General features: G+C 72.8%; 17 protein-coding genes and 3 pseudogenes. 8 read left to right on the top strand and 12 right to left on the bottom strand.

The genetic code is table 11. From position 1 onward, the window contains the following. Positions 1-46 precede the first annotated feature (46 nt). From ACEXOX_RS31270 to ACEXOX_RS31245, 6 genes and pseudogenes are all read right to left on the bottom strand, one after another. A complete protein-coding gene (locus tag ACEXOX_RS31270; protein WP_406524392.1) occupies positions 47-1,036 on the bottom strand; it encodes an ABC transporter permease in 990 nt (329 codons plus the stop codon). Further along, positions 1,033-2,054: pseudogene (locus tag ACEXOX_RS31265) on the bottom strand (ABC transporter permease). Before ACEXOX_RS31265 ends, ACEXOX_RS31270 begins: the two are co-directional and overlap by 4 nt. Before the next feature lie 11 nt (positions 2,055-2,065). Beyond that, positions 2,066-3,802 (bottom strand): ABC transporter substrate-binding protein, encoded by a 1,737-nt coding sequence (locus ACEXOX_RS31260; RefSeq protein ID WP_406524391.1) that lies wholly within the window; start codon positions 3,800-3,802, stop codon positions 2,066-2,068. Positions 3,803-4,013: 211 nt separating this feature from the next. Continuing rightward, entirely contained in the window at positions 4,014-4,109 is a 96-nt protein-coding gene (locus tag ACEXOX_RS31255; protein WP_341865892.1) for an Ms4533A family Cys-rich leader peptide, read from the bottom strand. Positions 4,110-4,307: 198 nt separating this feature from the next. Next, positions 4,308-5,702, bottom strand: a complete 1,395-nt coding sequence (locus ACEXOX_RS31250) for a DUF3152 domain-containing protein (protein WP_406526524.1) — start codon at positions 5,700-5,702, stop codon at positions 4,308-4,310. 538 nt (positions 5,703-6,240) lie between these two features. Further along, a complete protein-coding gene (locus tag ACEXOX_RS31245) occupies positions 6,241-7,314 on the bottom strand; it encodes an alpha/beta fold hydrolase (RefSeq protein WP_406524390.1) in 1,074 nt (357 codons plus the stop codon). A gap of 174 nt (positions 7,315-7,488) precedes the next feature. Between ACEXOX_RS31245 and ACEXOX_RS31240 the strand changes: the two genes are divergently transcribed. The 4 genes from ACEXOX_RS31240 to ACEXOX_RS31225 all read left to right on the top strand — a co-directional run bounded on the left by ACEXOX_RS31240 (position 7,489) and on the right by ACEXOX_RS31225 (position 9,577). Further along, on the top strand, positions 7,489-7,707 hold the full coding sequence (locus tag ACEXOX_RS31240) for a hypothetical protein (RefSeq protein WP_406524389.1): 219 nt from the start codon (positions 7,489-7,491) through the stop codon (positions 7,705-7,707). A 148-nt stretch (positions 7,708-7,855) separates the two neighbouring features. After that, the gene (locus ACEXOX_RS31235) at positions 7,856-8,497 is read left to right on the top strand and encodes a TetR/AcrR family transcriptional regulator (RefSeq protein ID WP_030024619.1); all 642 of its coding nucleotides are present in this window, start codon (positions 7,856-7,858) and stop codon (positions 8,495-8,497) included. Positions 8,498-8,876: 379 nt separating this feature from the next. Beyond that, positions 8,877-9,104, top strand: coding sequence for a DUF3107 domain-containing protein (locus ACEXOX_RS31230; RefSeq protein ID WP_030024620.1), 228 nt, complete (start codon positions 8,877-8,879; stop codon positions 9,102-9,104). Between the two features lie 203 nt (positions 9,105-9,307). After that, positions 9,308-9,577 carry a hypothetical protein gene (locus ACEXOX_RS31225; protein WP_406524388.1) on the top strand — a complete coding sequence of 90 codons (270 nt, stop codon included), beginning with the start codon at positions 9,308-9,310 and terminating at the stop codon, positions 9,575-9,577. 190 nt (positions 9,578-9,767) lie between these two features. Here the strand turns inward: ACEXOX_RS31225 and ACEXOX_RS31220 are convergent, their stop codons facing one another. Then, positions 9,768-10,523 (bottom strand): ferritin-like fold-containing protein, encoded by a 756-nt coding sequence (locus ACEXOX_RS31220; RefSeq protein ID WP_406526523.1) that lies wholly within the window; start codon positions 10,521-10,523, stop codon positions 9,768-9,770. Positions 10,524-10,986: 463 nt separating this feature from the next. Between ACEXOX_RS31220 and ACEXOX_RS31215 the strand changes: the two are divergent. Continuing rightward, positions 10,987-13,676 (top strand): annotated as a pseudogene (locus tag ACEXOX_RS31215) (DEAD/DEAH box helicase). Between the two features lie 153 nt (positions 13,677-13,829). Beyond that, positions 13,830-14,687, top strand: a complete 858-nt coding sequence (locus ACEXOX_RS31210) for an alpha/beta fold hydrolase (RefSeq protein ID WP_406524387.1) — start codon at positions 13,830-13,832, stop codon at positions 14,685-14,687. Positions 14,688-14,819: 132 nt separating this feature from the next. Here the strand turns inward: ACEXOX_RS31210 and ACEXOX_RS31205 are convergent. Further along, positions 14,820-15,766 (bottom strand): annotated as a pseudogene (locus ACEXOX_RS31205) (NYN domain-containing protein). Positions 15,767-15,978: 212 nt separating this feature from the next. Here ACEXOX_RS31205 and ACEXOX_RS31200 point away from each other — a divergent pair. Beyond that, positions 15,979-16,131, top strand: coding sequence for a hypothetical protein (locus ACEXOX_RS31200; protein ID WP_199810363.1), 153 nt, complete (start codon positions 15,979-15,981; stop codon positions 16,129-16,131). 130 nt (positions 16,132-16,261) lie between these two features. Here the strand turns inward: ACEXOX_RS31200 and ACEXOX_RS31195 are convergent, their stop codons facing one another. From ACEXOX_RS31195 to ACEXOX_RS31185, 3 genes are all read right to left on the bottom strand, one after another. After that, a complete protein-coding gene (locus tag ACEXOX_RS31195; protein WP_406524386.1) occupies positions 16,262-16,867 on the bottom strand; it encodes a MarC family protein in 606 nt (201 codons plus the stop codon). 341 nt (positions 16,868-17,208) lie between these two features. Continuing rightward, complete coding sequence (locus ACEXOX_RS31190; RefSeq protein ID WP_406524385.1) at positions 17,209-18,063, bottom strand: PHP domain-containing protein; 855 nt, start codon at positions 18,061-18,063, stop codon at positions 17,209-17,211. Between the two features lie 138 nt (positions 18,064-18,201). Beyond that, a complete protein-coding gene (locus ACEXOX_RS31185; protein ID WP_030020315.1) occupies positions 18,202-18,840 on the bottom strand; it encodes a DUF6758 family protein in 639 nt (212 codons plus the stop codon). Between the two features lie 245 nt (positions 18,841-19,085). Here ACEXOX_RS31185 and ACEXOX_RS31180 point away from each other — a divergent pair, with 245 nt between their 5' ends. Beyond that, positions 19,086-20,351, top strand: a complete 1,266-nt coding sequence (locus tag ACEXOX_RS31180; RefSeq protein ID WP_406524384.1) for an MFS transporter — start codon at positions 19,086-19,088, stop codon at positions 20,349-20,351. A gap of 34 nt (positions 20,352-20,385) precedes the next feature. Here ACEXOX_RS31180 and ACEXOX_RS31175 read toward each other — a convergent pair whose 3' ends face one another. Next, positions 20,386-20,982 carry a suppressor of fused domain protein gene (locus ACEXOX_RS31175; RefSeq protein WP_030020313.1) on the bottom strand — a complete coding sequence of 199 codons (597 nt, stop codon included), beginning with the start codon at positions 20,980-20,982 and terminating at the stop codon, positions 20,386-20,388. Between the last annotated feature and the right edge of the window lie 489 nt (positions 20,983-21,471).

The following is a 21,471-nucleotide window of genomic DNA, read 5'->3' as shown; positions in this document are numbered from 1 at the left end:
AGCAGGTCCGGTGCCGCTCCGGTCGCGCCCGCGGGCTCCTCGGAGGTCATGTCAGGGCCACCCTTCGGTCGGCGAGTGCGTAGAGGACGTCCGCCACGACGTTGGCGACGATGACGGCGGCGCCGGTGCCCAGGACGACACCGACGACCACGGGCAGGTCGACGACGCGCACCGAGTGGACCAGGAGCTGGCCGATGCCGGGCAGCCCGAAGAGTTCCTCGGTGAGCATCGCGCCGCCGAACATCGTTCCCAGGTCGAGCGCGGTGAGCGCGATGACCGGCGGCAGCGCGCCGCGCAGCGCGTGCCGCGTCACGACGGAACGTTCCCGCACGCCGTACGCGCGGAAGGTGCGGATGTGGTCCTCGGCCAGCGTCTCCAGCGTCGAGGACCGGGTCAGCCGGGCGTACTTGGCGGATTCCAGCAGCGCCAGCGCCGTCCAGGGCAGCAGCAGGTTCCAGGCCCACTGCTCCGGGTCCTCGGACAGCGGGACGTAGGAGGGGAACGGCAGCCATTGGAGGTACGCGCAGAACACCATCAGCAGCAGCAGTCCGGTGATGAAGACCGGGGTGGCCGTGCCGGCGAGGGTCAGACCGGTCAGGACGCGTTCCGTCGTGCCGCCGCGGCGCAGCGCGGACAGCAGGCCGGTGCCGACGCCGAGCAGCAGCCAGAGCACCATCGAGCCGAGGGCGAGCGACGCCGTGACCGGCAGCCGGTCGGCGAGCAGCTCCGTGACGGGCGAGCTGTTCTGGTAGGAGAGACCGAGGCAGGGCGCGTCGCAGCGCAGTACGCCGGTGCCGGACGAGAAGTCGCGGCCGGCCACCAGCCCCTGGAGGAAGTGCAGGTACTGCGTCAGGACCGGCGCGTCCAGCTCCAGCCGTTCGCGTACCTGCTGGATCTGTCCCGGGTTGCAGCGCGGCCCGCAGGCCAGTTTGGCGGGGTCACCGGGGGCGACGTAGAAGAGCGCGTAGACAACGACGGTCAGCAGGAAGAGGACCAGCAGCCCACCGCCGAGCCGGCGCAGTGCGTAGCCGGTCATACGACAGCCTCCTTCTCGCGCTTCTCACGCACGTCGTGCTTTTCCTTCTTCTGGGGCTTCTCCTTGCGGCCCGCCCGGGTGCCGACCCTCAGCCGGGACCGCTCACGCGGATCCAGCGCCGTACGGACCGCGTCGCCCAGCACCGTGAACGCGAGCACGGTGACCAGCAGGAAGCCCGCCGGGAGCAGGACGTACACCGGGTCGGCCCGGAACCAGGTCGTCGCGGTCGACAGCATCTGGCCCCAGGACGCGGTGGGCGGCCGGACGCCGATGCCGAGGAAGGACAGCGACGCCTCGACCACGATGTTGCCGGGCACCAGGACCGCCGCGTACGTGATCACCGGTGCGGCGAGCGACGGCAGCAGCTCGCGCCGCGCCACGCGCAGCGGCCCCGCGCCGCCGAGCCGGGCCGCCGCCACATGGTCCAGCTTCTTCAGCGCCAGCGTCCGTGCCCGCACGATCCGCGAGGTGCCGAACCAGCTGAGCAGGCCGATGACCAGCACCAGCAGCAGTGGACGGGGAAGTCGGCGGGCACGATCGCGGTCAGCGAGATCGCGATGACGAGCATCGGCAGCGCGGTCAGCACCTCGGTGAACCGGGAGAGCACCTGGTCGGCGAGCCGGTTGCCCAGCCCGGCCGCGAGACCGACCACCACACCGATGAAGACCTGTACGGCCGTGGCGCCGAGCGCGATGAGCAGGGAGACCCGGGCCCCGTACAGCAGCCGGGCGAACATGTCCCGGCCGGTGCCGGGTTCGACGCCCAGCCAGTGGTCGGCGCTGATCCCGCCGTACGACCCGAGCGGTACGCCGCCGCGCGCGGAGTCGATCAGGTCGTCGTGGTACGTGGTGGGGTCCTGGCCCTCCAGTGCGGCCAGCAGCGGTGCCCCGAGGGCGAGCAGGACGGCCGCGGAGAGCACGGCGGCCGGGCGCTGCCGCAGCCGCCGCCAGACCGTACCTTTCCGCGCAGGCGTCACCTCGTGCGGAGGGAGCACCGCGTCGGCCTGAGACGGCGTCATGCCGGCCGTCGTCACTTGACCGCCACCTGGGAGATGTCCAGCACGCCGTCCCAGTCGCTGATGACGACGTTCTTGACGTCCTTGCCGTACAGCCGCTTGTAGACGGGGTGGAAGAGCGGTACGGACAGGGCCCGCTCGCCGATCTTCTTGTCCAGCGCGCCCCACCGGGCCGCCGCCGCCTTCAGGTCGGTCAGCTTGTTGATCTCGTCGATCTCGTGGTTGACGGCCGGGTCGTCGAGCTGCGCGTGGTTGAAGTTGGAGGCGTCCCGGACGATCTGCCGACCGTCGAAGACCGGCGCGAGGAACGGGCCGCCGGACGGCCAGTCCGCTCCCCAGGCGCCGATGAACAGGCCGGGGGCGTCGTCGACGCTGTGCACCTTCTCCTTGTAGTCGTTGTCCTCCAGGCCCTGGAGCTTGACGGTGATTCCGGCCTTCTTCAGGGCTTCCTGCACGGCGGTGGCGATGTCCGGGCTGGTCTCGAAGTCCTTGGCGGTGGAATGCGTGAGGGTGATGCTCAGTCCGTTCTCGTGACCGGCTTCCTTCAGCAGTTCCTTCGCCTTGGCCGGATTTCCGGTGCGGCCCGCCGGGAAGTGGTCGTACGGGGTGTGACCGAAGGACTCGCCGTTCGGGAGGAACGTGGTGGCCGGTTCGGCGAGCGCGGAGCCGCCCGCGGCGTTCACGACGCTCTGCCGGTTGACGGCGTAGGCGATGGCCTGGCGCACCTTCGGGTCGTCGAAAGGCTTCACCTTCGGGTTGAAGGCGAGGTAGTTGGTGTAACCGAAGTGGCCGGTGCCGACTCTTTTGCCGAGCTCCGCGTCGCCGCTGATCCGCGCGAGTTCGGCCGGGCCGAGATTGGTGTCGGTGGTCACCGCGGCGGCGTCCGGACCTGCGCCGGTGGCCAGCCGCTGGTTGATGACGGCGGAATCCAGGCCGGATTTCACCTCGATGGTGTCGGGATAGGCGTGCCGTTCGGAGTCGGTCTTCTCGGACCAGTACGGATTGCGTTCCAGGACGAGGTGTTCGCCGTCCCCGGTGTTCTTGGCGACCTTGTACGGACCCGAGGAGACCGGGTGTTCCTCGTACTTGGTGCCGGTGTCCTTGGCTTTCGGCACCGGCGCGAACTGTGTCTGCGTGGCGAGCAGCGGGAATTCGCCCTCGGGCTTCTTCAGATGGAAGACGAGGGTCTTCTCGTCCGGGGTCTCGATGGACTTCAGCCCGTCCTTGCCCTTGTCCTTGTACGGCCCCTGGTAGCTTTCGCCGCCGACCAGCCAGTCCCGCAGATACGGCGCGCCGCCGGAGAGTTCGGCGGCGAAGGAACGCTCGATTCCGTACTTTACGTCGGCGCTGGTGATCGGCGAGCCGTCCTCGAACTTCAGCCCGTCCTTGAGCGTGTACGTCCACACCGTGGCGTTCTCGCTGGGCCGCCCGGTGTCGGTGGCGAGGTCCGGTACGGCCTTCGCGCCGGCCGCGCCGTTCTCCCGGTTGCGGGTGGTCAGCGTACGGAAGACCAGGGTCGGTACCTTGCCGCCGCCGGAGGTGTAGAGGCGCGCCGGGTCGAAGTTGGTCTGGGGCGCGGAGTTCAGGACGGTGAGCGTGCCGCCCTTGGCGGGCGCGGCGCCCGCGCCGTCTCCCGTCGCGGCATCCTTGGGGCCGCAGGCGGTGGCCCCGGCGGCCAGCGCGACGGCCACCGCGACGGTGACCGCGCGTCTGGCGGGGACGGAGTGACGGGGGCGGGACGGCTCGGCCATGTCGGTGGGTGCCTTTCGCAGCAGGACGTACCCGCGGAAGGCGGCGGCAGCAGGAGCGCGGTGAGGCGCGGGGCCGCCCCTGCGGACACGTTCGAGTGAGATACGTGGTTTCGCGGGGGACGCCCCGGCCCGGGGTCACAGGTCGCCGCGTCTCACGGCCCCGGCGTCGGCGGGCCGTCGCGGCGCGCTTCCGCGCGGCCGGGGACGGGCCTCAGCGACAGTGGATGTCGGCCACGGACTGCACGGACACGCCGATCAGCGCCAGCTCGAAAGCGGCGTGTCCGAAGGCGGTGGCAGGACGCGGCATGGCAGGAAGACTTCCCGAATGTACGTCCGGTGGCAAAGGCGTCCCGCCATGAGAGACGGGGCCTTCCGTATGCCGGACTTACGGGGCCGAGGAGCCGTGCCTGGCCGGGCCTGCGGACCGGCACGGCGGACCAGGCCCGGTACACCGGCGCGGCCCGCCCCAGTCGCCCGGCTCAGTACCCTCCGAAGCCCCCGCGGCTCACTGCCCCGCGGGGAACGGCCAGGCGTTCGGGCGGCAGGTCGCGCCGTCCGTCGTCAGGAATTTGGTCTGCTGCATCATCACCGGCGCCAGGGCGCCCTGCCGCGAGCAGCTCTCGTGGTTGCGTCCGAGCCGGTGGCCCACCTCGTGGTTGATGAGCATCTGCCGGTACGCGTGCATCTGGTCCGGCCCGTAGGTCTCGGCGCCCTGCGCCCACCGGTACGCGTTGATCATGACTCGCTCGGTCGCCGCCGAGTCGCACGACACGTTGTCCTCGGTCGTGTCGAGCCCGGACTTGGCACACCACTTGGCAGTGGTCCCGGGGCTCGCCAGCGTGATGACGTAGTCGGCCTTGCCGGAGCCCACCCGCTCGAAGGCGCGCCGGCCCCCGTGGGCCCAGCTGCGCTCGTCGTTGAGGGTCTTGTGCACCGCGTCGGCGAACAGTTCGCCGTCCAGGCCCATGCCCTCCTCCACGTCGACGCGGTAGCGCGACACCGGGCCGTGGCCGGGCGCCTTGGCGTTCCCGCCGACCGGCTTGAACCGCCCGGAGGCCGCCAGCTTCGCATCCAGCGGGTAGGCCTTCGCCATCTTCTCGTCGTACGTGACGGGAGCCGCCTGCTGCGTCGGGCGCGCGTTCGAGCGCGAGGCGGCGTCGGAGCCGGCGCCCCGTTCCTTCCCGCTCAGCGCCTGTGCCTTGCCGTCGTCCTGCTGCTGTTCCGTGACCTGTCCGGCCACCACGACCGCGAGCACGGTCGTCACGGCCGCCGCGGCCACACCGGTGAAGGTGCGGCCCTTGGCGATCTTCTTGCGGGAGGTGAACCGGGGCCCCTGAACGCCGAGTTCACTGGCGTCCGGAGTGACGTCCGGCGCGTCGGCCGGGGTGTCGCCCTCCCGCGGGAAGACCACCGACCTGCCGGTGTCGCGCCCCGGCCCGGGCTGCCCGGACCGTCCGCCCGCCGGGGTTCCGGCCGCGAACACCTCGTCCGTGTCCTCGGGACCACCGGGGCGGTTCCCTCCGGGGCGGGGCTGCGCCGCGAAGGCGTCGATGTACTCCTGGCGGGGCGCCGGTACCCGGTTCTGCGGGACGAACGGTGAGCCGACCGATCCCGTACCGGTGGAAGTCGGGCCGAGGGCGGCGCCGGACTCGACACCGGGCGCGCTGCCGCTGTCCGCTCGTACGGCTCCGCCCTGGGCGGCGTCGGTGTCGGCGGCGTCGGTACCAATGGTGGGGGCGGGGGCATCCGGGGTGGGGCCGGGGGCGCCCGGGACGGAGGCAGGGGCTCCCGGGGCGGGGGCGGGCCTGCTCGCGCCTTCGCCGCCGTCCTCGAACGGGGCGAACCCGTGCGCCGGAGCGGCCGACGCGGACTGCGGGCGCCCCTCGCGCGGTCGCGGCACGCGCGGTGTGCCGAGCGCGGGTGTGCCGTTGGCGGGCGTGCCGTTCGGGGGCGTGCCAGGGGACACGTCGCGCGCGGGCGTGCCATGCGCGGGCGCACTGGCGGACGCGTCGTGCGCGGGCGCGTTCTGCGACGCGGAGCGCGCGGTCGGATGATGGTGCGGCTCGGGGCGCGTGGACGGATTCTGGGGCGCGCGTTGCGCCGGGGGCTGCCACGGTGCGCCCTGCGCCGGTCCGTGCTCGGGCGTACGGTGCCCGGCCGCGTAACGAACCGCGCCCTGCGCGGGCTCGGCACCCGGCGTGCGCCGCTGCTCGGCGCCGTCCGTCCGGCCGGCCTCTCCGCTGCCTCCGCCGTCCGGTCCCGGCTCCGCGCGGCGGCGCCGACGGCCCGTACCCGGCCCGGGGGCGGGGGCGGGTCCGGCGCCACCTGCCGCGCCGAGCCCGTCCGCCTCGCCCACCTCGCCTATTCCGGAGGTGTCACCGGCGGTTGCGGCCGGGCTCCGGCGGCTGTGACGTCCCACTCGGCCTGTCAGCTCCTACTCACGTCCAGGACGCGCCACCGGCGGCGGACTCTCCCGCACCGGCGCTCCCGCCCGCACCGGCCGCGTCCCGCGCGGCCGCGTCGTCGTCCAACAGCTCGCGGAAGGCCCGCGCCACCGTTTCCGGGTACTCCATCATCGCCACGTGCCCCGCCTCCGGCAGCGTCAGCAGCCGGGAGGCACGGAAAGCGGCGGCCGCCCGGCGCGCCATACGGAAGGAGACCAGGCGGTCGCGCCCACCGTAGACGAGAAGCGTGGGCGCGAGCACCCGCTGCGCCTGCCGCCACAGATTGTGCTGCCCGCCGAGCGTGTACGCATTGACGATGCCCCGTGCCGAGCGCGTCATCACCTCCCAGAAGTAAGGGAGTTCGAGGCGCCGTGCGTATTCCTCCGCGGCGGCGGTGAAGCCGTCCGGCGTCACGAGGGCGGGATCGCCGTAACACAGCGCCATCACCTCACGGGTGCGCCGCTCCGGCGTCCAGTCCCGCGTCAGCCTGCTGAACAGCCGGGTCACGCCGGGCACGGCGAGCAGCCCGGTCGGCACCGCGGACAGCTGCGGGCGCAGCTCCGGCAGTGCGGGCGAGATCAGCGTCAGCGTCCGCACCAGGTCCGGACGCACCGCCGCCACCCGCGTCACGGCCGCGCCGCCCATGGAGTTCCCGAACAGGTGCACCGGCCCACGGCCGCTCGCGTCCAGATGGCGGATGATCGCCCGCGCCTGCGCGGAGACCGAGTAGTCACCGTCGTCCGGCGGCGGGGAGTCACCGAATCCGGGGAGGTCCAGCGCTTCGCCGTCCACCTGACCGGCGAGCAGCGGCATCAGTGCCGACCAGTTCTGGGAGGACCCGCCGAGCCCGTGGACGTACAGCGCGGGCGGCAGCCCGGCCCGCGAGCCCGGCACACCCCGCACGCTCATGGTCAGGCCCGGCAGACTCACGGAACGCACCGTCTCGCCCGGACCGACGCGCGAGGAGCGGCCCGCCGGGGGCACCGGGAGGACGGCGCGGGTGTCCGGCGCCGCGTCCGGCGACCCGTCTGGCAACCCGGTCGACTCCGTCGAATCCGTCGAAGACATGGAGTCGATGTTACGAGACGATCACGCCGCCGATCGTGTGTTCGCGCTCACACACCGCATCGCATTTCGGAACCCGCTCTCTTAGGCTCGGGCAGGAAGGGCACCCGTGTGAGGAGCGCTCGCGTACGGACGCTCGCCCTGGCCTCCGGAGGACGTGAGAGAAAGGGAGCCACCATGCCCGTCGACCCGACCGACCCGGACACCTTCGAGAACGAGACGGACGCCTCGGAGATCGACGTCGAAGCGCCCGAGGCCGACGCCGCGGAGCAGCACGCGGACCTCGCGCCGCACCACGACCAGCCGCTGACCGGCATCGATCCGTCCGTCGCGAACGAGGCGGACGTCGCCGAACAGGCCCGCGTCGTGGATCTCGACGAAGACGATTACCGATGACCTGGGGCCATATGTCGGCTTCCCACAGTCTTCGGCGGCAGATTTTCTCGCCCGTGACCACGCACAGCCGGGTTACCCAAAAGTACGATGGCGGACGCGGCGCACCGCTGTGCGTGCGCCGCGCACGGAACGACACCTGGGAGGCAGCGTGAGCGCCATCGAGCAGACCGAGGCGGCACGCCCGCGGGGCACGCGCCTGCCACGCCGAGCCCGGCGCAACCAGCTCCTGGGCGCGGCCCAGGAGGTCTTCGTGGCGCAGGGTTACCACGCGGCTGCGATGGACGACATCGCCGAGCGCGCCGGCGTCAGCAAGCCCGTGCTCTACCAGCACTTCCCGGGCAAGCTCGACCTCTACCTGGCCCTGCTGGACCAGCACTGCGAGGCGCTGCTGCAGTCGGTGCGCACCGCGCTCGCCTCGACGACCGACAACAAGCAGCGCGTCGCCGCGACGATGGACGCCTACTTCGCGTACGTCGAGGACCCGGGCGGCGCCTTCCGGCTGGTCTTCGAGTCGGACCTGACCAACGAGCCCGCCGTGCGCGAGCGGGTGGACAAGGTCTCCCTGGAGTGCGCCGAGGCGATCAGCGAGGTCATCGCGGAGGACACCGGCCTGTCCAAGGACGAGTCGATGCTGCTGGCCGTCGGGCTGGGCGGCGTCTCGCAGGTCGTGGCGCGCTACTGGCTCTCCTCCGAGAGCACCGTGCCGCGCGAGACGGCCGTACAGCACCTGACCTCACTGGCCTGGAAGGGCATCGCGGGCTTCCCGCTGCACGGCTCCGAGGGGCAGTGATCCGTACCGCCGGGTACTGAACCGGGCCGTCGGGCGGCGCGCCGGGCCGTCGAACAGCGAGCCGTACCGCCACCGGACCGCGGGCCGTGTGCGCTGCCGCACTGTGAGCCGCACCGGACCGCGGGCCGTGCCCGCTGCCGCACTGTGAGCCGTACCACCAGGCAGTGGGCCGTCCGCGGGTCCCGACGGTGGCGTGTCCGGCCTGCCACGCCCCGCACTCCCGCACACCCACGCCCCTCCTCTGTTCGCTGCGGGCGTGCTCCGGGGCGCCCTGTCCGTCCGCTCACCGGGCTAATGTGTGCTGCGTACGGCGCGGATTGCCGCGCACCTGCCCCGTGGCCTCGCCAGGGGGCACCGAGACCGTCGGAGGGACAAAGCCGTGGAGGTCAAGATCGGCGTGCAGCACGCGCCCCGCGAGATCGTTCTGGAGAGCGGGCAGACCGCAGAGGACGTCGAGCGAGCGGTGGCGGACGCACTGGGCGGCAAGTCGCAGCTGCTGAGCCTCGTGGACGATCACGGCCGCAAGGTCCTGGTCCCGGCGGACCGGCTGGCCTATGTGGAGATCGGCGAGCAGACCGTCCGCAAGGTCGGCTTCGGCGCGCTGTAGCCGGCCGCGGGCCCTTGGACGGGCCCGCGCGCACCCGTCACGAGCGGCGGCCCGGAGAGATCGTCTCCGGGCCGCCGCTTCGGTGTCCGGCCCCGGTCGCGACTGCCTGCGCCGACGAGGGTTGCCACGCATTCTCCCTGGGTACGACCGCCTACGACCGATTTGTGTCGTCCAACCGGTCGTAACCGCGGGAGGGACAAGCCATGATCTGGGAAGCTCTCGGCGCCGTGATCGTCGGACTCGCCATCGCACTGGCCGCCACGCGCAAGCTGCCGGGCCGGTTCCCCTCACGCCCCCTGACGCTGGCGACCGGCCCCGCCGCGGCCCTCCTCGGCGCCTTTCTCGCCCATTCCATCCTGGGCCCCGGCCATTTCTTCCAGACGCTGCTGGCCGCCGCCGGCCTGGGCGCGGCCATGCTCTCGCTGCTGATCCGGCCCGCACACCGGCTGACGGCGCTGCGGTCCGGGGTGTGAGCCGGGCGGGCCCGGACCCGCCCGGAGACGGGGCGGCGGCCCTTCGAGACCTGCGCTGGTCCGATGATCCCTACGCCGGAGGGGCTGGACATGTGTCCAGCCCCTCCGGCGTAGGTACGGGGACGCGGCACCCGGGGCCGCCCACCGGCCGCGGGCCGGTGGGCGGCACGGCACCGCGCACTCCGCTCCGCTACGCGGCCAGCCCCAGCGCCGCCATCCGCTTCGTGTGCGCCTCGGTGATCCGCGAGAACATCCGCCCGACCTCCGCGAGGTCGAACCCGTCGGCCACGCCGCCCACCAGCATCGTCGACAGCGAGTCCCGGTCGGCCACCACCCGCTGCGCCTGGGACAGCGCCTCGCCCATCAGGCGCCGGGCCCACAGCGCGAGCCGCCCGCCGACGCGCGGATCGGCGTCGATCGCGGCCCGTACCTTCTCGACGGCGAACGTCGCGTGCCCGGTGTCGTCGAGGACGCCCAGGACCAGGCTCCGGGTGTCGGAGTCGAGCCGGGCCGCCACTTCGCGGTAGAAGTCACTGGCGATCGAGTCGCCGACATACGCCTTGACCAGGCCCTCCAGCCAGTCCGACGGAGCGGTCTGCCGGTGGAACTCGTCCAGCGCCGCAGCGAACGGCTCCATCGCCTCGTTCGGCTCCGCCTCGATCTGCGCGAGGCGGTCCCGCAGCCGCTCGAAGTGATGGAATTCGGCCGACGCCATCTTGGCCAGCTCCGCCTTGTCGTCCATCGTCGGCGCCAGCTTCGCGTCTTCCGCGAGGCGCTCGAAGGCGGACAGCTCCCCGTAGGCGAGGGCGCCCAGCAGGTCGATCACCGCGGCCCGGTACTGCGGCTCCGCGGAGGCCGCGGCCCAGTCCTGAGCGGCGATCCCGGTGTGTTCTCGGTCATCTTCGGCGGTGTGCGCTGCGTTGTCAGGCGTCTCCATGAAGCGCACAATAGCCCGCTGCGCAACCGGGGGAAGTGGCTGGTCAGCCACTCCCGCCCCACCCGACCGAACGATTGCCCGGACACACGTCTGGCTATCCGGGGTATGGTGGTAATGCGCCCGCCGAGTATCGGTGGGTTGTTCCACGCATGCGGATGCCCGGTCGGTGGCCCGATCGGCTCCAACCCGACCGCCCTCTTTCGCAGCGCGTACGAGACGTACGCACAGCGGGAGGGACACCGCTCGCGGTTCGAGTGCTTGAGCGAAGGCAGTGGTCCCGCGCCCGTCCGGCCGATCAAGGCCGGCCCGTACGAAACCGTACGAGGGCGCGGTACGACCCCCTTGGCCGCCTCGTACCGCGTCTCACAGAAGAGGCAAGATTCTGTCTACGTTCCGAGACCTCGGGATCCTCCCCGAGACCGCCGAAGCCCTTGAGGCCGTCGGCATCATGTCCCCCTTCCCCATCCAGGAGATGACGCTCCCGGTGGCCCTCGCGGGCTCCGACGTCATCGGCCAGGCCAAGACCGGCACCGGCAAGACCCTGGGATTCGGCCTCCCCTGCTGGAGCGCGTCACCGTCCCCGCGGACGTCGAGGCGGGCCGGGCCAAGCCCGAGCAGCTGACGGAGGCCCCGCAGGCCCTCGTGGTGGTTCCCACCCGCGAGCTGTGCCAGCAGGTCACCAACGACCTCCTGACCGCCGGCAAGGTCCGTAACGTACGGGTGCTGTCGATCTACGGCGGCCGGGCGTACGAGCCGCAGGTCGAGGCCCTGAAGAAGGGCGTCGACGTGATCGTCGGCACCCCGGGCCGGCTGCTGGACCTGGCGGGCCAAAAGAAGCTGAACCTCTCGCACGTCAAGGCGCTCGTCCTGGACGAGGCCGACGAGATGCTGGACCTCGGCTTCCTGCCGGACGTCGAGCGCATCATCAACATGCTGCCGGCCCGCCGCCAGACCATGCTGTTCTCCGCGACCATGCCGGGCGCGGTCATCGGTCTGGCCCGCCGCTACATGTCGCAGCCCACGCACATCCGCGCCGCCGCGCCGGACGACGTGGGCCAGACCGTCGCCAACATCAAGCAGCACGTCTTCCGCGCGCACTCGATGGACAAGCCGGAGATGGTCTCCCGCATCCTGCAGTCGAACGGCCGCGGCCTCGCGATGATCTTCTGCCGTACGAAGCGGACCGCCGCCGACATCGCCGACCAGCTCGCGCGCCGCGGCTTCGCCTCCGGCGCGGTCCACGGCGACCTCGGCCAGGGCGCGCGCGAGCAGGCGCTGCGCGCGTTCCGCAACGGCAAGGTCGACGTGCTGGTCTGCACCGACGTCGCCGCCCGCGGCATCGACGTCGAGGGTGTGACGCACGTCGTCAACTACCAGTCCCCCGAGGACGAGAAGACCTACCTGCACCGGATCGGCCGGACCGGCCGCGCGGGTGCCAAGGGCATCGCGATCACGCTGGTCGACTGGGACGACATCCCGCGCTGGAAGCTGATCAACAAGGCGCTGGACCTGCCGTTCGACGAGCCGGAGGAGACGTACTCCACCTCCGCGCACCTCTACGAGCTGCTGGAGATCCCCGAGGGCACGACCGGCGTCCTGCCGCGCGCGGAGCGCAAGCGTGCCGGGCTGGCGGCCGAAGAGGTCGAGGACCTGGGCGAGACCGGCGGCCGCGGCCGCGGTCCGCGCCGGGGCGCGCCCGCCGTCGAGGAGGAGCGCCCGAGCCGCAGCCGTACGCCGCGCCAGCGCCGGCGCACGCGGAACGGCGCGCCGGTGGACGCTTCGGGCGCCCCCGAGGCGCCCGGCACGTCCGGTGCGCCCGGTACGCCCGAGGGCGACGCCGCCGTCACGGACGGGCCGCGCCAGCCGCGCCGCCGTCGCCGTACCCGCGGCGGCTCCGGCAACGCGCCGGCCGCCGTGACGCCGGCCCGTGCCGAGGCGGCGCCCGCCGAGACCGTCGCGTCCGAGGCCGTGCAGGCCGCCGACGCCACCGCGGGCTCGTCGAAGCCGCGCCGCCGCCGTACGCGGGGCGGCGCGAACTCCGCCGCCAAGGCGGAGACGGCCCGGACGGCGGCAGCCACCGCCGTGGACACGGCCGAGGGCTCCACCGGGACCGTCAAGGTCCCGGCGCAGGCCACCGCCGAGGCGCCGGTCGTCGCGGAAGCGCCGGTCGCCGCCGAGCCGGTCGCGGACGAGGCCCCGGCCAAGCCGCGCCGCCGGACGCGCAGCGCCAAGCCCGCGGCGGAAGCCGTCGTGGAAGCGGCGGAGAGCGCCGAGCCGGCCGTCGTGACCGAGCCGGTCGCGGACGAGGCGCCCGCCAAGCCGCGCCGCACCCGCAAGACGGCCGCCGCCAAGAAGGCCGAAGCGGAAACCGCGGTCGACACGGCCGAGGCCGCCGAGACGGTCGCGGACGAGGCGGCCGCCAAGCCGCGCCGCACCCGCAAGACCGCCGCCGCCAAGAAGGCCGAGGCCGCCGTGGAGACGGCGGAGGGTGCCGAGGTCGTCGCGGACGAGGCGGCCGCCAAGCCGCGCCGTACGCGCAAGACGGCCGCTGCCAAGAAGGCCGAGGCGGAGACCGCGGTCGACACGGCCGAGGCCGCCGAGACGGTGACGGACGAGGCCCCGGCCAAGCCGCGCCGTACGCGCAAGACCGCCTCTGCCAAGGTCGCCGAGGCGGCCGTGGAGAGCGCCGAGCCCGTCACGGACGAGGCGGCCGCCAAGCCGCGTCGCACCCGCAAGACCGCCGCTGCCAAGAAGGCCGAAGCGGAGACCGCGGTCGACACGGCCGAGGCCGCCGAGACGGTGACGGACGAGGCCCCGGCCAAGCCCCGCCGTACGCGCAAGACCGCCTCCGCCAAGGTCGCCGAGGCGGCCGTGGAGAGCGCCGAGCCCGTCACGGACGAGGCGGCCGCCAAGCCGCGCCGCACCCGCAAGACCGCGGCCAAGAAGGCCACCGCGGAGGCCCCGGCGGCCGACGCCGGTACCGCTGCGGAGGACGACGCGCCGGCCAAGCCGCGCCGTACCCGTAAGACGGCCGCCGCGAAGGCCGAGGCGGCCCCCGCCGCCGACGCCGGTACCGCTGCGGACGAGGCTCCGGCCAAGCCGCGCCGCACCCGCAAGACGGCCGCGAAGAAGGCCACGGCGGAGGCCCCGGCCGAGGGCTGATCCGACCGTACGACGGCCCGGTTCCCGCACACGCGGGGGCCGGGCCGTTCGGCATGTGGGCGGGGCCGGACCGTCGGCGTGTACGGCGGGGCCGGACCGTCGGCGTGTGCGCCCGCGCGCGATGGCTTTCCGGGCCCCGGATAGCCTCGTCCCATGAGCAGGCCGCCCACCCTCACCTTGCCCTCGTGCGCCCGCGCGCGCCGACTCGTCACCGCGCGCGGTGAGTTCGCCGTCCACGACGCCCGGCCCGACAGGACGCCGGCCGGGACCGCGCTGCTCGTGCCGGGGTTCACCGGCAGCAAGGAGGACTTCATCGCCCTCCTGGCACCGCTGGCCGCCGCGGGGTTCCGGGTGGTGGCCGTGGACGGCCGCGGCCAGCACGAATCACCCGGACCGCGTGACGAATCCGCTTATACTCAGGGCGAGTTGGCGCAGGACGTGGCCGCTCAGGCACGCGCCCTGGGCGACGGTCCGGTACACCTCCTCGGGCACTCCCTCGGCGGCCTCCTCACCCGTGCCGCCGTCCTGCGCGACCCCGCGCCCTTCCGTTCCCTGACCGTCATGAGTTCGGGCCCGGCCGCCATCGCCGCGCCCCAGCAGGCCCGGGTACGGATGCTCATCGACGCCCTCGGGACGCTGGACATGCAGGCGGTGTGGCTGGCCATGCGCGAGCTGGACCCGCCGGAGGCCGAGGACGCGTCCACCCCGCCGGAGATCGGCGCCTTCCTCCACCAGCGCTGGATGAACACCGTCCCGCAGCAGCTGGTCGCCACCGCGCGGCAGATGGTGTCGGAACCGGACCGGGTGGCGGAGCTGGCCGCCGTACCGCTGCCCAAGCACGTCGTGTCGGGCGCCGTCGACTACGCCTGGCCGGTGCCGGAGATGGACGCGATGGCCGGACGGCTGGGAGCCCGGCGTACGGTCGTCGTGGGTGCGGAGCACTCCCCCAACGCGGAACGTCCGGCCGAGACGGCGGCGGCACTCGCGGAGTTCTGGCACAGCGTCCACTGAGCGGGGCGCGCGCCCCGGCGCGCGTCGCCTCCGTACCCCCGCGAAGCCGCCCACGCGCCCGTACGTACAGCCTTCCGCCGCCCCGCGCATCGGGCGCCGGAGCCGGATCCGGAGTGCGTGCCCACCCGGCAGCTAACACTGCGCCTGTACGTGCTCCCAGAAGCCGTCCCGCAGCACCCGCCGCAGGTCCGCGTGCCCGCGCAGGGAGTGGTGCAGCAGCACCTCGGCGGCCGTCAGCAGTTCCTGGTCGACCGCGCCCGGCAGATACGGGTGGCCGGGCAGCAGCTCGCTGATCCACGGGACGCCGCGTTCGCCCAGCCAGCGCGCGGCGACCCGCGCGCCGACGAAGCGCACCTCGTCGCGGGTGGGGGCGAGCCGCCGTTGCCGGTGCCATCGGCCGCCGTGTCCCCGTGGTCGTGGACGACGGCCCGCCGGGTCACGTACGGCTTGCAGAACTCCAGGTCGAAGGTGCGCTGGCTGTCGACCTCCCACAGCAGCGGCTCGGCCTGGTTGCGCCCGCCGGCCGCCTCGATGCCCCACAGGTGGACCCGGGCGCCGTAGCCCTGGGCGGCCTCCACCGCCGAGACCAGGTCCTCGTCGCCGCCGATCAGGACCGCGTCGCTGATCGCGCGGTGCCGGGCCAGCGACTCCAGGTCGGAGCGGATCAGCGAGTCGACGCCCTTCTGCTGGTTGTTGGCGTTCAGGTTGCCGAGCCGCACCTTGACGTCCGGAAGCTCGGCGACGCGCTGCTGCTCCGTGGTGTGGATGCGGCGCCGGGCGCCGTCGTACCAGTACACGCGCAGCAGCCGGCTGTCCGGGAAGATCGTGCGGGCCTTGTCGATGAACGCCTCGATGAGTCCCTCGGCGTCCAGCTCGAAGGCCCTGCGGTCCTCGGTGCCGGCGACCAGCCGGCCGGCGGCCGCGTACACATAGCCCGCATCGACAAAGGCCGCATGGGTGGACGGGGTGGTGGCGACCTCGGCGAGCACCCGGGTGAGCAGCTCGTTGGTGCGCTCGATCCCCGAGAGCACCGCGGTCAGGTCGGGTGAGGGGCCGATGGGCCGGGCGTCGTCGTTCATACGGGTCCATTGTCCGGCCGGTCACTCAGCGCGCACAACCGCTCCCTCTACCCACCGGTATTTAGACGGCCGAAAATTTTCTTTAGCGTAGGGAATGATTGCAGGGAGCATGTCGTTGTACCCACTGGGAACGCAGGGCACCGACGCCCCGCGAGTACCCCGTACAACAGCAAAGTTCTCCGCAGGAGGATCAGACGAAGGGAGAAGCCGTTATGCGCTTCGAGATCATGCGCCTGGACGATGTCGACGGCGCCGCCGTGGACAGCACCGTCGTGGACGCCGCCTCCGTCAACCGGATCGTGCAGCAGGCCGCCGCAGTCGGCCAGCGCATCTACATCCGCCCAGCCGACACCGCCGCCCGGTGACGCCCGACCCGCGTCACTCATGAGCGCGTGACGCGCACATGTCCGGCGCACGGAGCGCCCCGCACGAAACCTTTCGCGCGGGGCGCTTCGCGCGTCCGGGCCCGGCCGGGCGCGCCCGGCGCGCGTGCGCTCAGCCGCCGCGTACGACCTGCATGACGCCGTTGATGATCTGCTGCACCGCGAGCGCGGAGAGCATCATGCCGGCCAGCCGGGTCACCAGCACCACCCCGCCGTCCTTGATCACCCGGATGATGACCAGCGAGAAGCGCATCACGAGGTAGAGCACCACATGGATGGCGGCGATCGCCGCCCACACCGACAGCTCACCGCTGACCCCGTCCGCGTGCTGCACCGCGAGGATCACCGAGACGATGGCGCCCGGTCCCGCCAGCAGCGGCATCCCCAGGGGCACCAGCGCCACATTGACGTCCTTGGTCTGCGTGGGCTGCTCCGACTTGCCGGTCAGCAGGCTGAGCGCGACGAGCAGGAGCAGCAGCCCGCCCGCGATCATCAGCGCGGGCGGGGTGATGTGCAGCCGGCCGAGGATCTGCTCGCCGAAGAGACCGAAGACGGCGATGACGCAGAACGCGACGGTGGCCGCCTGCCAGGCCATCTTCCGCTGCGCCTTGGCGGGGCGGCCGGAGCTGAGGGCGAGAAAGATCGGGATGATCCCCGGCGGATCCATGATCACGAACAGGGTGACGAAGAGCGTACTGAAGACAGCGAAGTCGAACACAGTGAAGGCCTTGCGAGAGGTGGTACGAGAGAGCGGTGTGACGAGAGAACAGCGGTAGGAGAGCGGTGGTAGGAGAGAGAAGTGGTACGAGAGAGCAGTGGTACGAGAGAGCAGTGGTACGAGAGAGCGCGGTGGTACGTCAGGGGGAAGACGGAAGGCTGGTGAGGGGGAGCGCGCGCAGCCTCACGCGCGCGGGCGCGTGAGCGGGATGCGGCAGCCCGGACAGGGCGCGGCCAGGTGGAAGCCCGCCGGCCGGAGCGCGCTCGCGCCCGTCCGGCCGGGACGGAAACCTGCCCGCCGGCCGGGACGGGAACTTCCCCGCCGGCCGGAGCGCGGTACGGTCAGCCGCCCGCGCCGGGCACGGGGAAGGCGCCGAACGCACGGCGCACGATCTCGCCGTATATCTCCGGGTCGGTGGTGTACTCGCCGAGCGCGACGGTCTTGCGGCTGCCGTGGTAGTCGCTGGAGCCGGTGGTCAGCAGACCGAGGTCGGCGGCGAGTCCGCGCAGCCGGGACCGCGCGGCGTCGTCGTGGTCCATGTGGTCCACCTCGACCCCGTCCAGCCCTGCCGCCGCCAGCTCGGCGATGACGCTCTCGGGGACGGTGCGGCCGCGCTTGACCGCCAGCGGGTGTGCGAAGACCGTCACCCCGCCCGCGGCCTTGACCAGCCGGATCGCGTCGAACGGGTCCAGCTCGTGCTTGTCGACGTAGGCCCGGCCGTCGTTGGCGAGCCACTGCGGCGTGAAGGCGTCGGAGACGGTCTCGACGACGCCCAGTTCCACCATCGCGGCGGCCACGTGCGGCCGCCCCACGGCACCGTCACCGGCGATCCGCGCCACCTGTTCCCAGGTGACCGGGACGCCCAGTTCGCGCAGCTTGGCCACCATGCCGCGGGCCCGCGGCACCCGGTCGTCGCGGACCAGTTCGCGCTCCCGGGCCAGCTCGGGCTCGTCGGGGTCGAAGAGGTACGCCAGCATGTGCATGCTCACCCCGCCGACCCGGCAGGACAGCTCGGCACCGGTGACCAGCGTGAGCCCCTCGGGCAGTGCGGCCCGCGCCTCGGCGTGGCCGCCCACGGAGTCGTGGTCGGTCAGCGCGACGACGTCCAGCCCGGCAGCGGCGGCGTTGCGCACCAGCTCGGCGGGGGTGTCCGTACCGTCGGAAGCAGTGGAGTGGGTGTGCAGATCGATGCGCACGACGCTGAACTCCAGACTGCTGCGGGGCCGGCCAGGGGACGTCAGAAGGATACCGGCCGCCCGCCGGCCCTCGAACACACGCCCGCGCGAGCCGGCCACCGGCCGCACCGGCGCCCAGGGAGCCGGTGACCGTCCTCCTCACGTCAGCAACCGCGGCGACAGCGCCCCGCACGGCAGCAGGTCGACCTCGGCGCCCGCGTCCCGGAGGTCGGTGAGGACCAGCTCGTCGTAGAGCAGCAGCCCCGACTCGGCGGGCCAGACCACGGCCCACAGCCACAGCCCGCGCGCCTCCCCGGCGAAGACCGCCCGGTCCTCGGGCGCCCCTTCGACGTGCCACAGCGGGGTCGGCCGCCCGGCTGCCAGCACCTTCACGTGCGGCGGCTTGTTCACGCACATGTGCGGGCCGGGGTCGGGGCCGTCGATGCCCGCGTACCGCGCGCCCAGGCCGACGCCCAGCTCCTCCGCGATCAGCAGCAGCTCGCCGGGCCCGCCGAGCGGTCCGGGCCCCGAGCAGGCCACCGCGGTGGCGCGCCCGCCGCTGCGGTCGTCGCCCGCGCAGGACACGCCCGTGAACAGCCAGCCGACGGGCAGCGGCCAGGGCATCCACACCGGCACCCGGGCGCGGCGGACGACCACGGCCAGCGCTTCGACGCTGGGCGGGACCACCGGTTGCAGAGGGTGCACGGTGCCGTGCACGCCGCACTGCCAGGAGTCGGCAAAGAGACCGGGCGCCCGCACCCGGCCACCGCACTTCGGGCAACTGGGTTCGCCCCTCATAGAGCCCCACGGTCCTCCCGGCCGGGCGCCGCGTCAAGGACGATCACCCATCCGGCGTCCCCGACCAGTGTGCCCAGCCCCTGGCCCATTTAGTTGTAGCTTGCATTCTTTAGGTCGGCTAACTTATTGTGTGTAGGCAGCAACGTTTCGGTGGACGCGCCGGACGACACCGGTAACCGGGGCTCGCGCCACCTGAGCAGAGACCACCCGAGCAGAAACCACCCGAGCAGGAAGGGGACAACGGCATGTCGGCACACGGCAAGAGCGGCCGGCACGGCGGCGCCGGAGACGATCCGTTCGACGAGGGCGGCACCAGCATCCTGCGCCAGCCGATGGCCGTCTGGGCCACCGCGGGCGCCTCGGTCGTCGCCTTCATGGGCATCGGCCTCGTCGACCCGATCCTCCCCTCGATCGCGCAGGGGCTGCACGCCTCCACCAGCCAGGTCTCCCTGCTGTTCACCTCCTACTTCCTGATCACCGCGGTCGCGATGCTGGTCACCGGCTTCGTCTCCAGCCGGATCGGCGGCCGTAAGACGCTGCTCGCCGGGCTGGCGCTCGTGGTGGTCTTCGCGGCCCTGTCCGGCACCTCGTCCTCGGTGGGCGAGCTGGTCGGCTTCCGGGCCGGCTGGGGCCTGGGCAACGCGCTGTTCGTCTCCACCTCGCTCGCCGTCATCGTGGGCGCGGCGGCCGGCGGCCACGCCGCGGCGATCCTGCTGTACGAGTCGGCGCTCGGCCTCGGCATGGCCTGCGGGCCGCTGCTCGGCGCGGTCCTGGGCGACATGAAGTGGCGCTACCCCTTCTTCGGCACCGCCGCCCTGATGGCCGTCGGCTTCATCGCCATCACGGTCTTCCTCAAGGAACAGCCCCGGCCGGCGCGCAAGACCTCGATACTGGACCCGGTCAAGGCCCTGAGCCACGGCGGGCTGGCCTCCGCCGCCGTCTCCGCGTTCTTCTACAACTACGCGTTCTTCACGGTGCTGGCCTTCACACCGTTCGTGCTGGACATGAGCCCGTACAAGTCCGGCGGGGTCTTCTTCGCCTGGGGCGTGCTGCTCGCCGTCTTCTCCGTACTGGTGGCGCCGCGCCTCCAGGAGCGCTTCGGGTCGCTGAAGGCCCTGGGCGGCTCCCTGGTCCTGCTCGCCGTCGACCTCGTCGTCCTCGGGTACGGCAACCACACCACGGCCGTCGTCTGCACGATCCTGTCCGGCGCCTTCATCGGCCTGAACAACACGGTCTTCACGGAGCTGGCGCTCGGTGTCTCCGACGCGCCGCGGCCGGTGGCGAGCGCGGGCTACAACTTCGTGCGCTGGTTCGCCGCCGCGGCCGCGCCGTTCCTGGCGCCCAAGATCGAGGAGTGGACCGACATCCACATCCCGTTCGTGGTCGCGGCGCTGGCGGCGCTCGTCGGCGCGGGCATCGTGGCCGTACGGCGCCGGGCGCTGACCGTACGGGCGCACGAGCTGGAGCCGCGGCACGCCACCGAGGACGGTGTGTCCGCCTTCGCCCGCTGAGGCAGCCTCACCGCGGCCGGGTACGGGCGCGGGGCTACGTCAGCGCCACGCCCGTACGCAGCGGATCACGCAGGTCCGTCCCGCCCTTGAGCCAGCGCTCCTGGAGCGCCTCGGCGCCGTGCACCCGCTTCCAGGCGGCCTCGTTGGGCGTCATCGGCAGCAGGGGCAGGAAGCGGACCGGGTCCAGCGGCTCGTCCAGCTCCAGGTCCTCCACCAGCCCGCCGGACTCCGCGACCAGTACGGAGGTGAAGGGCGCGCCCGGCCACAGCGGCTCCCCCACGTCCAGCGACGCCCCCGGCGCCACGACCACGCCCTCGACCTGCGGGGACGCGGCGAGCACGGCGAGCGGCCGGAGCACCTTGTCGACGTCGGCCCGGCCCGCCTTGACCGACAGCACCAGTTCGGCGCGCGGGCCGCGCAGCGGGTCGGCCAGCACCGCCGTGGGGTCGGTCATCGGCCGGTCCGACATGCCGAGCGTGACATAGCGCACCAGATCGCCGTCCGGGCCGCCGCCGGTGAAGCGCAGGACCTCGACCCGGTCGGTTCCGAGGAAGGTGACGGCGGCACGCGCGTCCGGCTCGCCCAGGGCCGTACGCAGGCGGGCTTCGACCAGATCGAGAACGTCAGACATGCCGCGAGCATAGGCCCGGGCCCGCGCCCGGCCGCGGCCGCCCGGCGGGCCGACCGGCCGCACGGGGCGGCTGTTCGTATGGAACGGGCAAAGGCGCGCCTGATCGGTTCTGACGGCTGATAGCCTTGCCGTCTGGTCAGGGAATGACGTTCGTCCCCCAGCGGGGACCGGCCGGAGGAGGTGGGGCTGCGGTGGATCCAAGTCGACCGTGCAGTACCGACAGTTCTCCTGTCATCCCCCAGCGCGCCCAGCGGCTTTCTTGATCCAGGGGCTTCCGTACCCCCGCCGCACGCGGTGAAACCCGTGAAGTGCCTTCGCGCCGGAAACAGATGACGGAAGAGCGCCTTCGACTCTCGTTTCCGTGTTTTCTGCGAACTGCCGTCAGACCTGCGCACGGAGCGCCGCCCGCTTTGTGGACGTACGGCCAGCGCCGTCGTGTACGTCCTCGTTCCGGACAGCGTTACGCCGCGCGCCCGCGGCTGGCGGCCG

The sequence above is a fragment of the Streptomyces sp. Ac-502 genome, from assembly GCF_045222935.1.
In the GTDB taxonomy this organism is placed as follows: domain Bacteria; phylum Actinomycetota; class Actinomycetes; order Streptomycetales; family Streptomycetaceae; genus Streptomyces; species Streptomyces monomycini.
Note: the sequence above shows the minus strand (reverse complement) of the source record. Positions and strands in the feature narration are given on the sequence as shown.

Excerpts from the sequence above, each read along its gene's own strand:
- ACEXOX_RS31255 (WP_341865892.1), bottom strand. The coding sequence starts at position 4,109 with ATGCCGCGTCCTGCCACCGCCTTCGGACACGCCGCTTTCGAGCTGGCG.
- ACEXOX_RS31245 (WP_406524390.1), bottom strand. The coding sequence starts at position 7,314 with ATGTCTTCGACGGATTCGACGGAGTCGACCGGGTTGCCAGACGGGTCG.
- ACEXOX_RS31210 (WP_406524387.1), top strand. The coding sequence starts at position 13,830 with ATGAGCAGGCCGCCCACCCTCACCTTGCCCTCGTGCGCCCGCGCGCGC.
- ACEXOX_RS31200 (WP_199810363.1), top strand. The coding sequence starts at position 15,979 with ATGCGCTTCGAGATCATGCGCCTGGACGATGTCGACGGCGCCGCCGTG.
- ACEXOX_RS31240 (WP_406524389.1), top strand. The coding sequence starts at position 7,489 with ATGCCCGTCGACCCGACCGACCCGGACACCTTCGAGAACGAGACGGAC.
- ACEXOX_RS31270 (WP_406524392.1), bottom strand. The coding sequence starts at position 1,036 with ATGACCGGCTACGCACTGCGCCGGCTCGGCGGTGGGCTGCTGGTCCTC.
- ACEXOX_RS31175 (WP_030020313.1), bottom strand. The coding sequence starts at position 20,982 with ATGTCTGACGTTCTCGATCTGGTCGAAGCCCGCCTGCGTACGGCCCTG.
- ACEXOX_RS31260 (WP_406524391.1), bottom strand. The coding sequence starts at position 3,802 with ATGGCCGAGCCGTCCCGCCCCCGTCACTCCGTCCCCGCCAGACGCGCG.
- ACEXOX_RS31185 (WP_030020315.1), bottom strand. The coding sequence starts at position 18,840 with ATGAGGGGCGAACCCAGTTGCCCGAAGTGCGGTGGCCGGGTGCGGGCG.
- ACEXOX_RS31225 (WP_406524388.1), top strand. The coding sequence starts at position 9,308 with ATGATCTGGGAAGCTCTCGGCGCCGTGATCGTCGGACTCGCCATCGCA.
- ACEXOX_RS31180 (WP_406524384.1), top strand. The coding sequence starts at position 19,086 with ATGTCGGCACACGGCAAGAGCGGCCGGCACGGCGGCGCCGGAGACGAT.